The following is a 12,115-nucleotide window of genomic DNA, read 5'->3' on the forward strand; positions in this document are numbered from 1 at the left end:
TTCACAATAAGGCGTGGCTAACTTAGCGTGAACAAAGCAAAACCTTCCGTAACCTGCCCGTCTTGCGGCCCGGGCTGGTGCGCGCTGCTTAGGCTTACACGGTGGCAAAACTATTGGCGGACATCACCCCCCTCAAGGAGAGTCCCGCATTTCGACGACTGTGGCTGGGGGCGTCCATAGCCGCCGTCGGTTCCCAACTCACTTTGGTGGCTGTCAGTTTGGAGGTCTACCGGCTGACCCAACAGAGCCTCTATGTCGGCTTGCTCGGCATCTTCGCCTTGGTGCCCCTCGTCGTTGCGGGGCTATATGGCGGATCAGTGTCAGATGCTTACGACCGCCGGAAAGTTGCCCTGATTGCTTCCCTGGTCCTGTGGGCATCCACGGCAGGTTTGGCCCTGCAGGCATGGTTGCACTTAGGCAACATCTGGATCCTCTACGTGCTGGTAGCTATCCAGAGCGGCGCGCAGGGAATCAACGGACCCGCACGCAGCGCGATCATCCCGCTGTTGGTCCGCAAGGAATTGCTTCCAGCTGCAAATGCACTGAACATGCTGACGTTCGGCCTTTCGATGACGGCCGGGCCATTGCTGGCAGGCGTACTGGTAGCGAGCATCGGCTTCGGCTGGACGTACACCATCGATGTCATCAGTTTCACTTTCGCGCTGTGGGGCCTTTTGGGGCTCCCGGCCATGCCGCCATCCCACGACGCCGCCCGGCCGGGACTTCGCTCAGTGGTGGAGGGATTCCGGTTCCTCGGCACACGCCCCAACGTCCGCATGACCTTCATCATCGACCTCATCGCCATGATCTTCGCCCAGCCGCGCGCTCTGATGCCGGCTATCGGAGCCGTGATGATCGGAGGCGGTGAAATCACAGTAGGGGTGCTCCTCGCGGCAACGGCGGTCGGCGCATTTCTCGCGGGCCTCTTCTCGGGACCGCTGGGACGGGTCCGACGGCAAGGGAGCGCAGTTGTGTGGTCCGTGATCGGCTGGGGTGGTTCAATCGCCGCCTTTGGCCTGGTGGTCCTCCTGGCCGGTGAATCAGGGCGTGGAGGCGTGACATCCTGGCTGATTCCCGCGGCTCTTTGCTGCGCGCTCGCCGGAATCGCGGATTCCGTCAGCGCCGTTTTCCGAACCACCATTCTCCAGTCGGCCACCCCCGACCATCTCCGTGGGCGCCTGCAAGGTGTGTTCGTGGTGGTGGTTGCCGGTGGCCCACGCATCGGTGACCTGGTTGCCGGCGGGGTCACCCGATTCCTCAGCGAGGGTGGGGTGCTGCTCGCGGGAGGGATGGTCTGCATGGTCCTGGCCCTGCTGGCCGCGCGAATCCAGCCCGGGTTTGCGGCGTACGATGCCAAACACCCGACGCCGTAGGAACAGGACGGCCGCCGTCGTCGTTAAGGTCATTAGCTAATCCACCTGACAACCAATCCACATGCGAACTGATGAAAGTGACGATGACAACGGTGCGAAACCACAACAACGGCCTCAAGACCGCCGCACTCTTTGGCGTGCTATGGGCGGTGTTGCTGGGACTGGGCGCCATCATCGGGGCCGGAACGCGGAGTGCCGCGCCGCTGTGGATCATGGCCTTGCTGGGTGTGGCGACCACGGCTTACGGCTACTGGAACAGCGATAAAATCGCGATTCGCTCCATGGCCGCCTATCCGGTCAGCGAAGCGCAAGCCCCGCAGCTCTATCAGATCGTCCGGGAGCTTTCGATGCGGGCCAACAAACCCATGCCGCGGATCTACCTCTCGCCCACCATGACGCCCAACGCCTTCGCCACAGGGCGGAACCCCAAGAACGCCGCCGTGTGCTGCACGGAAGGGATACTGCACTTGCTCGACGCCCGCGAACTTCGGGGCGTGCTGGGCCACGAGCTCATGCATGTGTACAACCGCGACATCCTGACATCTTCGGTTGCCGCCGCGGTGGCTGGGGTCATCACGTCCGTGGGGCAGATGTTGTTGTTCTTCGGCGGCGGGGACCGCCGCAACGCAAACCCGCTCGCCATGATCGCGATGGCACTGTTGGCACCTTTTGCCGCGTCCTTGATCCAGATGGCCATCTCCCGCACGCGGGAGTACGACGCCGATGAGGACGGAGCGCGGTTGACCGGCGATCCGCTGGCGCTCGCCTCAGCCCTGCGCAAGATCGAGAATGGCGTCACACAAATTCCGCTCCCACAGGACCAGAACCTCGTCAATGCTTCGCATCTCATGATCGCGAATCCATTCCGTGGCGGCGGAATGCGGCGGATTTTTGCCACGCATCCTCCCATGAAGGAGAGGATCAGCCGCCTGGAGCGAATGGCGGTCCGTTAGCCCCCGCCGGGTTAGGAGAACAGGCCTTCGCCGATGAAGCCACCCTGTTTAATGCCCGGTGGCACGGCGAACAGCCCCGAGCCTGTGTGCTTGAGGTAGTCCACGGAGAGTGTGTCGCCCTTGGCCAGTGCCAGTTGCATGGGCACGTAGTGGGTCCTGGGATCCTTGACGAATGCGATGAAGAACAACCCCGCATCCACGTGGCCCAGGCCGTCAGAGCCGTCCGTGAAGTTGTAACCGCGGCGCAGCATCCGTACGCCGTCGTTCTGGTCGGGATGGGCGAGGCGCATGTGCGAGTCGAGGGGGACCAAGGGGGTTCCGTCCCGCCCGGCGAGCTTGAAGTCGGGAGCGGTGAACTCGTCGCCTCCGGACAGCGGCGCCCCGGTGCCCTTGGTGCGTCCGATCAAACCCTCCTGTTCCCGAAGCGACGTCCTGTCCCACGTCTCTATGTGCATCTGGATACGGCGTGCCACAAGGTAGCTTCCCCCGGCCATCCACTGCTCCCCGGCACGGTCCCCGGGAGCCACCCACACATGGTCGTTCAAGAGCGAGTTGTCCTCCACTTTGAGGTTGTTGGTGCCGTCCTTGAAGCCAAAGAGATTCCGGGGTGTCGCCTGCGCCCTTGAGGTGGAGGACGTGCGCCCAAAACCCAACTGCGACCAGCGCACCCGGACCTTGCCGAAGCCGATCCGGGCCAGGTTGCGGATGGCGTGGACTGCCACTTGGGGGTCGTCGGCGCAGGCCTGGATGACAATGTCCCCGCCGGTCCGCCCGGGCTGAAGATCGTCCCCGGGAAAGTGCGGAAGATCGATCAGGGCTTCGGGGCGGCGGCCCTCCAGGCCGAATCGGGCCTTGCCGTCCTTCTCGAAAAGCCCCGCCCCAAAGCCAAACGTCAAGGTCAAATGTGCGGCGGCGAGATCCAGCGCCTCCCCGGTGTCCTCGGGCGGAGCGTTGTACGGTCCGTCGACGGCGCCAGTCTCGCCGGTGGGCTTGCCTGCGGTCATGGCCTCCGCTGCGGCGGTCCAATCACGCAGGAGCTTGACCAGGTCCTTGCGGTCCTCGGTGGTTACATCGAAAGCGGCCATGTGGAGGCGGTCCTGGGCGGGAGTGGTGATTCCGGCCTGATAATCGCCGAAGAAAGGCACCACGGCGGCATCGGTGCTAGGCGCGGTAGCTCCTGCCGGTGTGGCCGCGACGGCGTCGTGGCCCAGAAACCCGGCAGCCAAGCCGGCGACGGCCCCGGCACCGCCAATGCCCGCAATGGACAGCAAACCGCGGCGCGAAAACCCGCTCGTCTGTCGAGATTCGTTAGGGGCACCCCCGGCTGCACCGCCGGAAACCTCACCGCCGTGTCCGAAAGGGCAGCCGCTCACAGCACCACCGAAGCGGTGAGCTTGGAGAGGGGTTCGGCCAACGCGTCGACCAAGGCCGCAAGCTGCTGCACCTGGTCCTTGCTGAGCTCGTTGTAGTAGGCAAAGCCGTCGCCCTTGGCGTGCTTTTTCAGCTCTGTTTGAAGGGCGGTGAATTTCTCGTCCAGTGAGGCGGCGAGATCCGCATCCTTTTCCTTCAGTGCAGGCTTGAGACTTTCGAAGGCGATCCGGGCGCCATCAACATTGGCTTGGAAATCCCAGAGGTCGGTGTGGGACCAGATCTCTTCCTCACCGGTGACTTTACCGGTGGCCACTTCATCGAGGAGTTCCTTGGCGCCGTTGCCGAGCTTGTCCGCCGTCAGTGTCACGGACCGGGTCCGTTGGACCAGATCCTCCGTGGTGGCGATCAAGTTGGTGGAGACAGCCTGGCGCTCTGCCTGCGTCATAGGGGTGTACCCAGCGGGTGGGAACAGGTCCTTTTCAGCCCGGTGCCAGCCGGTCCATTCCTGCCCCGGCTCAAGGTCCGCCTCGCGGGCGTCCAACTTCGGGTCAAGGTCACCAAAGGACTCCGCTACGGGCTCGATGCGTTCCCAGTGCATGCGCGTGGCTGCATAGAGGTCACGGGCTTTGGCGGCGTCTCCGGCAGCGAAGGCAGCGGCGAAGTCTTTGGTCCCCGTGAGTAATTGCTCGCTTTGGTCTTTGACGTAGGCTGCGTACTGCTGGGTCCCGGTATCCAGGAGTTTCTGGTGGTCGGCATTGAGGCTGGGCTTGTTGCCCGAGTCCGTGACCTCGAAGGAGCCGCGGATCCCGTCACCCTGCATGCCCGGTTTGCACGCCGTGGTGTACTTGCCAGCGGAAACGGTGACCACCAAGTTCCGGGTAATGCCCGGGCCGATGTTCTCCACTTCGCCGAGGATCCGCAAGCCATCCTCGGCGAGCAGATAGAACTCGGTGATTTCGGTTCCATCGTTCTTCACGGAGAACGTCAGGTTGCCACTCGGGGCGCTGGTGGCAGACAGCTTGCACTCGGTTGCGGTGCTGCTCACCTGGATGGGGCCCCCGGTTGCGCTCGCAGGTTTGGCATTGTCCGTGCAACCAGTCAGTACCAAAGGCACAGCGACTGCTGCGCCGAGTACGGCAAGCACTCTACGGAATGTGGGCGAAGCGGGCATGGCGGCGCCAGGCATGGGCGTGTCCTTTAGGTTCGAGGGGAAGCGAGTGTGAGCGGAGCGGGATCAGGGGTGCGCGGTGACCGCGGCAGCCGGACTGCGTACCGGTTGCGCAGCAGGAGACCTATTGGCGCGGATGTACAGGAACAGCACGGGAATGACGTACAGCAACCAGACCGTGGCCTCGAGCCAAGTGGTTGCGGGGGAGAAGTTCAGGGTGCCTTTGAGCAAAGTGCCGTACCACGACGACGGCGGCACGGCGGCTGAGACGTCGAAGGCCAGGCTGTGCAGGCCTGGGAAGATGCCGGCTTCCTGCAGGTCGTGGACGCCGTAAGCCAACACGCCCCCGGCGATGATAATCAGTCCAACTCCGGTCCAGGTGAAGAAGCGGCCCAGGTTCACTTTCAGGACTCCCCGGTGCAGCAGGTACCCGAGGCCAGCGGCAGCCAAGAGACCGAGCAATGCACCCACCAGCGGGAGAGTGCTTGCTCCGGTGGACTGCGCGGCGGCCCAAATGAACAGAGCTGTTTCCAGCCCTTCACGGCCCACGGCCAGGGCTGCCACCAAGACCAGTCCCCAGGCGGCGCCGTCGGCCGCCTTATCCACGTGCGAGCGCAACTCGCCGCCCAGGCTGCGCGCCGTGCGCGCCATCCAGAAGACCATCCAGGTCACCAAGGCGACGGCCACTATGGACAGGCCGCCACCGATTGCCTCCTGGGCCTCGAAGGTCAGCCCACGGGGACCGAAGGTCAGGAGGGCGCCGAATCCAAGGGATACAGCGATAGCGAGGGCAACGCCGGCCCATAGCCTTGGGATCAAGGACTGCCTGCCTGTTTTGACGAGGTAGGTCATCAGGAGGACAACGACGAGGGATGCCTCGAGGCCTTCGCGCAGGCCGATCAGGAAATTGGCGGTCATGATCAATTCTTTCGCTAAGGGAAGCCGTACTTAGGCTCGCCTAATAAGAAAGAATACTGTGTGGCGGTCATTACGCAAAGTTTTCGTGACGTAATGACAATACGCTGCTGGGTAGGGGCGCTGCGTCTTGGCGATCTAGGTGTTTTTGCCCTTGAGGATGAGCAGGAGCTTGAGGCCGACGGCAACTTCGTCCGGGTTATCCGAGGATCGGAGGTCTTCGGCGAACTGCTGAATGTCGGCCAGCTTGTCACCGGTTGCGGGGCGTAGTTCAGTTGTCACCGTCACACCGTGACAGCACAATCTGAGCGTACGCTGAGGAAGACGACGAGGGCCGCAGGAGCACAATTGCTCGCTGCGACCCTCGGTGCCTGCGGAACGGACTTAGCTGCGGAAGTTGACGAACTGAAGATCGGCTTCGTCGAACTTCTTCAGGATATTCATGGTCTCCTGCAGGTCATCGCGGGACTTGGAGGTGACGCGAAGTTCATCGCCCTGAATCTGGGACTTTACTGACTTGGGGGCCTCATCGCGGATGATCTTGTTGATCTTCTTCGCGATGTCCTGGGCGATGCCCTCCTTGATGGAGCACTCAAGGCGGAACTCCTTACCCGAGGGGAACGGTTCGCCCTGCTCCAACGATTTCAGTGAGATGCCGCGCTTGATGAGCTTGGACTGGAACACATCCAGGACAGCGAGTACGCGGTCCTCCGAGTTGGCCTTCATCAGGATCTTTTCACCGCTGAAATCGATCTCTGCGCCCACGCCCTTGAAGTCGTAACGCTGGGCGATTTCCTTCTGGGACTGATTGAGCGCGTTGGCGACCTCTTGCTTGTCTACCTTGCTGACGACGTCGAACGTGGATTCGCCTGCCATGACTCTCCTTAGGTTGGGGGCCCTGTAAGGGCGGTTGGTCTGGCATCCAGCCTAGTACGGACAGCGACTGTTGGAACGGTGGACAGCTTTCACAGTTCGCTCACAGCACACGCTTGGCTGGAACCGAGGACCTGCCCGGAGAGTTGTACCAAGTTGAAGAGCACAACCGGAGGTAAGCATGAGCACCAAGGCCGTCCGTTACGTCGGTAAGTCCGCCTCTGCGGCAGCGGGTTCTATCGGCACGGCAGCAGTAGCGGCAGCAAGTGTGGTCGCTGCAGCCGCCGTCGCGGCATCCATAGTCCTCAGCCCCGTCCCTAACGCCGACGCGCGAATGGACGGCATCCACACTGATCTGCTCCGTGCTGTGCAGCTAAACCAGATCACCGCCGAGCAGGCCCAAAAGTTCGAAGCGAGGCTTGCTGGCCGAATCCTCGGGCAGGCTTGAAATACCGAAGCCTCGAGGCCCGGGTTTGCCGATTAGATTCTTCGCGGGAAGTTCTGTAAGGTTGTCTCTGCCTTCGGTTACCGGATCGGAAAGAAATGGTCTCCGGAAGTGATCTTCTTTTGAAGTTCGGCAGATTACCCGAGCGGCCAAAGGGGGCTGACTGTAAATCAGCTGGCAACGCCTACGGGGGTTCGAATCCCTCATCTGCCACCCAAGAAAAATCCCCGGAACCACTGGTTCCGGGGATTTTTTGTGCTGCGTCGAATTCCGGATTATCGTCCGCGTTAGCCTTGGGCTTTTCGGAGCTCGGCGATTTCCTTGCGCAGGGCGGCGATCTCGATGATCAGGTCCGCCAGTTCAGCCCGGACAGGTTCTTCGGCGGCAACCAGCTTTTCTTCCGCCGCCGCTGCAACACCCTCGGCGTTCTCCTCGATCCGCTGAACGAGCCAGGAAGCAATGGCTGCGGTGACGATACCCAGGACGGCGATGCCGCTCATCATGAGAGCGGCAGCGACTATCCGGCCGATGGGCGTTACCGGATAGAGGTCTCCGTAGCCGACGGTAGTGATGGTGGTGATGGCCCACCAGGCGGCATCCCCAAAGTTGAGGATCTTTGCGCCTGGAGCATTCTGCTCCACATCAAGCACCCCTAAGGCGCCAATGAGGACCAGCATGGAAGCCGACCCTGCGACGTATGTTGCGACGCGTCCCCGCAGCGACTCGCCGACCGTGCGCTGCAGGACTGAGAGCAGGGTGACCAACCGGAGCAGCCGGAGTGGACGAAAGAAGGGGAGCACCACAATCAGGAGTTCGTGCAGGTTCCGGATGAACCACCGCCAACGGTCCTCGGCAAGCCAGAGGTTGATGAAGTAGTCCAGGGCAAAAATGCCCCAGGTAATCCACAGGACAATCTCGAACGGCGTGCCGGCGGGCCCTTCCACCCGGCCGATGACTTGCCACGCATAAGCCGTGAGGAAGATCAGGGCCGTGGCCATCAGGGGCCATTCAACGAGGGCCCGGTATCGCGCTTGGGTCATAGGGGAATTTTAGTCACTGCTCTTTGGTGACCCCTTGCCCGGTTCAACCCTGTCAGGCGGTCCAACCCTGTCAGGCGACGGGAAGCTCCAGCCAATATCCGTCCAAGTGGTGTACCAACTGCCGCCCCAGCCCACCTTTGAGTTGGATCCAGAGGGTGCTTCGGTCCTCTGTCATGCCGTCGATGGTGCCCTCGATGCGGTTGCCTCGCGCATCGCAAAGCACGATCTCCTGGTGTCGGGCGAGTTCGGGCCACACTTCCGCGTGGCCTCTCTCGGTCTGAAGCGTGCTCAAAGTTCCTCCTTGAATGCCGGCGTATGTCCGAGGATTAATACGAGTTCCAGACATTCTGCACGGAATTTATGAACCGGGGGTAAACGAAGAAAGTTCCAGATCATGTTACCGACCGGTAACATGACTGCATGCACCTGCTTCTTCGCACCCTCATGTTGTTGTTCACTTCCAGCAAACGGTCCGCTCTGGGCGTGTGGGAACCGTCGTCGTTGGAGTTGAGGGTCCTCCCCACGGACATCGACATCGCCATGCACGTCAATAACGGCATGTATTTCTCCCTCATGGACCTGGGGCGCTTCGATCTCATGGTGCGCAGCGGCATCTGGCGGCGTATGCGCAGGCGCGGCTGGACTCCTGTGGCCGCCGGTGAAACCATCGCGTTCCGGAAGTCCCTGCAGCTATGGCAGAAGTACAGCATCGAAACCCGGATTATCGGGCTGGACACCAAAGCGATCTACTTTGAGCAGCGCATGGTGGTGGAGGGGGAGATTTACGCGCGTGCGCACATTGCCACGCGTTTGGTCAGCAAGGGTAAGCCTGTCACCCAAGAAGAGATCATCCAGGAGTTCGGGGCCCCTCCCTCGGATCTGGAACTTCCCGCATGGATTCACGAGTGGCGCGGAAACAACGCCCTCCCCGGGGCGCGTCGCTCCGCGCCTCATGACTGGAACTAGACGCCCACATCCCGTCGTTTCAGCGCCAGCGCGGCAATAACGATGAGGGCAGCGGAGATCCCCAGCAGTCCGGTCGCGGCTCCCCAATCAGCCCCGTTCGCCACCGGCGAGTTGCCGTAAGCCCAGTGATACGGCGAAAGATTCAGAAGCCATCCGACGTCGGGGCTCTGCCGCCCCACCGCATTGAAGACATACCCGATAACCGCGACGGCCGCCCCGGCTGCGATGCCATAAACCTTGCGCCCGGTCAGCGCGCCAAAGCACAGCGCCGCCGTACCGCTGAGCAACGCCAAGGAGGCGAACAGCACCGTCGCGCCGAAAAGATGGCCGACGTCGATTTTCAGTTGCGAGGGTCCGTTCAGTCCCAGCACCAAGAGGAAGACGACGGCGGAGAGAACCGCGACGCGGACCAGCAGGGCCAACGCACGTTCCCAGACCACCTGGATCCGGGTCACACTGTGCGCGAGGGTCAACTCCAACAGCCCTGACTCTTCGTCCCCACCCACTGCACCTGCGCCCCAACTGACGGAAGCCATGGACATGAGGAGGAATCCGATGAGCCCGAAGAGGGTGGCTTGTGTGTAGCCGGGCCCGGTGGCGATCTGGTCGTAATTCAGCGCCTTGGTCATTCCCGCGGGCAGGGCATTGATGAGGTCCTGCATCTGGGAGCTGCCGCCAATGGAGGGGAAGATGGGCAGATACAGCATGCAGGCCGCTGTGAGGCCCAGGGCCCAGCCGAGGGTCGAGCGCCACGAATCGGTCAGCGCTTTGGTAAACAGAGGCAAGTAACTAGGCATGGTGGGCTCCTTCCCGCACGCTGGACGGCTTGGGGGTATCCTCACGACTCGGAGAGCCCTTTGCGTAGAGGGTCAGCACGGCTTCCTCGAGGTCCGGTTCTTCCAGGACCAGTTCGCTGAGATTGAGGTGGGCCAACGCTTGGACCAAGGCTTGGACCTGCCCTGACAGGGTGGCTCTCGCCTCCACCGATTTGCCGGTGTGACCGCTCGGTGGCGATTCCCGCAGCACCACACTGTCCACGCCCGGCACCCGGGCCAGCAGCGTGCCGACGTCGTGCGCATCAGTGCCGGCGGCAGTGAACTTGACCTGCCGCACCGCCGCTGTCCTGAGGGCTTCGACAGTGGAGATGGTGACGATTTCGCCGTCGCGCAGTATCGCTACGGCGTCGGCAGTCAACTGCACTTCACTGAGCACATGCGAGCTGAGGAAGACAGTGGCCCCGCGGTCCATGGCCTCGCCGATCATGGCGTGGAATTGTTGCTGGACCAGCGGATCCAGGCCGCTGGTGGGCTCATCGAGGATCAACAGCTCGGGGCGGTGCATGAATGCCTGCAGGAGGCCAAGCTTCTGTTTGTTGCCCTTGGACAGTTTCCGGGTCTGGCGGTCCAGGTCCAGGCCAAGGCGCTCGGCGAGTTCCTCGACGTACCGGGGATCCACAGAACCGCTGATAGCCGCGAAGTGTTCCACCATGCGGCGCCCCGTGGTCCTGTTCTCCAGGTGCAGTTCACCGGGAAGGTATCCGATTCTGCGGCGCAACGCTGTCCCGCCCTGTTGTGGATCCTGCCCGAGGACGGAAATGGTTCCCGCGCTGGGCCGGATGATGTCCAGGAGGCAGCGCATGGTGGTGGTCTTACCCGCGCCGTTGGGGCCGATGACTCCGAACACCGTTCCGGGTTCCACGGCGAAATCCAGCCCGTGCAACACCTCCCGGCGTCCGAACCTCTTGCGTAACCCTTCGACGACGATTGCCTGGGTCACGGGGCATGCTCCCTTCCTTGGGTGGTTGCGTTGTTGTGTTGCAGGGCATCCCGGGCCGCGTCCAGGAAACGCGCATCTGCGTAAAAGCCGTGGGTGTAAATGTCCAAGGCCGGGAGGGTCAGTTGTCGCAGCAGGTCCGGGCTGATTCCCCCGGTTTCGCTGGCGTCAGTGCCTGGGCCGGAGTCGGTGCCCAGCGCCCGGGAGAGGTGCCGCCCCAGGACCAGCATCGCGAGGCTGTTGGAGGCAATGATCACCGCGGTGGACCGGACATCTTCGAAGTCCCGAATGGTGCCGGCCTCGATGCCGGCCTCAATGATCCCTTGGGTTTGGTCCACGACGGCGTCAAAGAAAGCGTTTCCGGCGTCGGACTCATCGCCGAGCGAGCGGCGGATATAGGCGATCTCGTCCGCATACTGACCCGGATGGTTCAGGTAGTCCTGGATGAGGTGCCTTGTTGAGGACGGGTCCGCTTTTTCCTTGCCTTGGCTGGCGGTTTGGGCAAGGACGTGCTGGTCGCAGGCTTGCCGGAGGCCTTCTTTGCTGCCGAAGTGGTGGATCACCAATCCGGGGCTGACACCTGCGTCAGCGGCCACCGCGCGTACTGTGGCTCGGGAGAAACCATCGCGGCCGAAGAGGGCGATGGCCGCATCCCGGATGCGGGCCCTCGTCGTCAGATCTTCCACCGTTGAACGCATGTTTTATATACTAAACACTTGTTCAATCAGCAGCAAGGGTCAGCGGAAATCTGGTGTGCAGCACTTTTATTCCGCGTGACGCGGGAAGCGAACAACGGGCTCCCGCATGGGACATCGGCAAGGCGGGCGCGTACCGTTGAACCATGGCCACAGTTGACATCACCGGAGAACAGTTCGCATCGACCATCGAGGGCAATGACATTGTCCTGGTGGATTTTTGGGCTGCCTGGTGCGGCCCCTGCCGTCAGTTTGCGCCCACGTACGGCGCGGCGTCGGAGAAGCACACCGACGTCGTCTTCGCCAAGGTTGACACCGAAGCTGAGCAACAGCTTGCAGCGGAAGCGGGGATCACATCCATTCCCACGCTCATGGCATTCCGTGACAAGGTGCTGGTCTTCTCCCAGCCCGGCGCCCTGAACGGCCAGCAACTGGAGCAAGTCATCGAAGCCGTCAAAGGCTTGGACATGGACGAGGTCCACGCCCACATTGCCAAGAGCCGTGCTGAATCCCAGGAAAGCTAGCGAGTCCCAGTATTGCGGA

General features: G+C 62.3%; 15 protein-coding genes and 1 tRNA gene. 6 read left to right on the forward strand and 10 right to left on the reverse strand.

Annotated features, from left to right (window positions below; genetic code table 11):
- Nucleotides 1-101: 101 nt before the first annotated feature.
- Both QRN42_RS16730 and htpX read left to right on the forward strand, forming a co-directional pair.
- The gene (locus QRN42_RS16730; RefSeq protein ID WP_284980251.1) at nt 102-1,373 is read left to right on the forward strand and encodes an MFS transporter; all 1,272 of its coding nucleotides are present in this window, start codon (nt 102-104) and stop codon (nt 1,371-1,373) included.
- 92 nt (nt 1,374-1,465) lie between these two features.
- Entirely contained in the window at nt 1,466-2,326 is an 861-nt protein-coding gene (gene htpX, locus QRN42_RS16735) for a zinc metalloprotease HtpX (protein ID WP_284980311.1), read from the forward strand.
- A gap of 11 nt (nt 2,327-2,337) precedes the next feature.
- Here htpX and efeB read toward each other — a convergent pair whose 3' ends face one another.
- From efeB to QRN42_RS16760, 5 genes are all read right to left on the reverse strand, one after another.
- Nucleotides 2,338-3,699 (reverse strand): iron uptake transporter deferrochelatase/peroxidase subunit, encoded by a 1,362-nt coding sequence (gene efeB / locus QRN42_RS16740; protein WP_284980252.1) that lies wholly within the window; start codon nt 3,697-3,699, stop codon nt 2,338-2,340.
- Nucleotides 3,696-4,883 (reverse strand): iron uptake system protein EfeO, encoded by a 1,188-nt coding sequence (gene efeO / locus QRN42_RS16745; RefSeq protein WP_284980253.1) that lies wholly within the window; start codon nt 4,881-4,883, stop codon nt 3,696-3,698. The genes efeB and efeO overlap by 4 nt, the downstream gene beginning before the upstream one ends.
- 48 nt (nt 4,884-4,931) lie before the next feature.
- Nucleotides 4,932-5,783, reverse strand: a complete 852-nt coding sequence (gene efeU / locus QRN42_RS16750; protein ID WP_284980254.1) for an iron uptake transporter permease EfeU — start codon at nt 5,781-5,783, stop codon at nt 4,932-4,934.
- 135 nt (nt 5,784-5,918) lie between these two features.
- Nucleotides 5,919-6,062: a hypothetical protein gene (locus tag QRN42_RS16755; protein ID WP_284980255.1), complete on the reverse strand. Its 144-nt coding sequence runs from the start codon at nt 6,060-6,062 to the stop codon at nt 5,919-5,921.
- A gap of 102 nt (nt 6,063-6,164) precedes the next feature.
- A complete protein-coding gene (locus tag QRN42_RS16760) occupies nt 6,165-6,656 on the reverse strand; it encodes a YajQ family cyclic di-GMP-binding protein (RefSeq protein ID WP_284975420.1) in 492 nt (163 codons plus the stop codon).
- Between the two features lie 178 nt (nt 6,657-6,834).
- Between QRN42_RS16760 and QRN42_RS16765 the strand changes: the two genes are divergently transcribed.
- Nucleotides 6,835-7,101, forward strand: a complete 267-nt coding sequence (locus QRN42_RS16765) for a hypothetical protein (RefSeq protein ID WP_284975419.1) — start codon at nt 6,835-6,837, stop codon at nt 7,099-7,101.
- 128 nt (nt 7,102-7,229) lie between these two features.
- Nucleotides 7,230-7,311 (forward strand) — tRNA-Tyr (locus QRN42_RS16770).
- Nucleotides 7,312-7,385: 74 nt separating this feature from the next.
- Here QRN42_RS16770 and QRN42_RS16775 read toward each other — a convergent pair.
- The gene (locus tag QRN42_RS16775; RefSeq protein WP_284976294.1) at nt 7,386-8,138 is read right to left on the reverse strand and encodes a potassium channel family protein; all 753 of its coding nucleotides are present in this window, start codon (nt 8,136-8,138) and stop codon (nt 7,386-7,388) included.
- A 70-nt stretch (nt 8,139-8,208) separates the two neighbouring features.
- Nucleotides 8,209-8,430: a hypothetical protein gene (locus tag QRN42_RS16780; protein WP_284980256.1), complete on the reverse strand. Its 222-nt coding sequence runs from the start codon at nt 8,428-8,430 to the stop codon at nt 8,209-8,211.
- Nucleotides 8,431-8,558: 128 nt separating this feature from the next.
- On the opposite strand from QRN42_RS16780, the gene QRN42_RS16785 reads away from it, so the two are divergent.
- Nucleotides 8,559-9,104, forward strand: a complete 546-nt coding sequence (locus tag QRN42_RS16785) for an acyl-CoA thioesterase (RefSeq protein ID WP_284980257.1) — start codon at nt 8,559-8,561, stop codon at nt 9,102-9,104.
- Here the strand turns inward: QRN42_RS16785 and QRN42_RS16790 are convergent.
- The 3 genes from QRN42_RS16790 to QRN42_RS16800 are packed head-to-tail and all read right to left on the reverse strand — an operon-like array spanning nt 9,101 to nt 11,575.
- Nucleotides 9,101-9,901, reverse strand: coding sequence for an ABC transporter permease subunit (locus tag QRN42_RS16790; RefSeq protein WP_284980258.1), 801 nt, complete (start codon nt 9,899-9,901; stop codon nt 9,101-9,103). The two genes, QRN42_RS16785 and QRN42_RS16790, sit on opposite strands and share 4 nt — an antisense overlap.
- On the reverse strand, nt 9,894-10,880 hold the full coding sequence (locus QRN42_RS16795; protein ID WP_284980259.1) for an ABC transporter ATP-binding protein: 987 nt from the start codon (nt 10,878-10,880) through the stop codon (nt 9,894-9,896). Before QRN42_RS16795 ends, QRN42_RS16790 begins: the two co-directional genes overlap by 8 nt.
- Complete coding sequence (locus QRN42_RS16800) at nt 10,877-11,575, reverse strand: TetR/AcrR family transcriptional regulator (RefSeq protein WP_284980260.1); 699 nt, start codon at nt 11,573-11,575, stop codon at nt 10,877-10,879. The genes QRN42_RS16795 and QRN42_RS16800 overlap by 4 nt, the downstream gene beginning before the upstream one ends.
- Nucleotides 11,576-11,718: 143 nt before the next feature.
- On the opposite strand from QRN42_RS16800, the gene trxA reads away from it, so the two are divergent.
- On the forward strand, nt 11,719-12,096 hold the full coding sequence (trxA, locus tag QRN42_RS16805; RefSeq protein WP_284980261.1) for a thioredoxin: 378 nt from the start codon (nt 11,719-11,721) through the stop codon (nt 12,094-12,096).
- Nucleotides 12,097-12,115 lie beyond the last annotated feature (19 nt).

The sequence above is a fragment of the Arthrobacter sp. fls2-241-R2A-200 genome, from assembly GCF_030209745.1.
Lineage (GTDB): Bacteria > Actinomycetota > Actinomycetes > Actinomycetales > Micrococcaceae > Arthrobacter.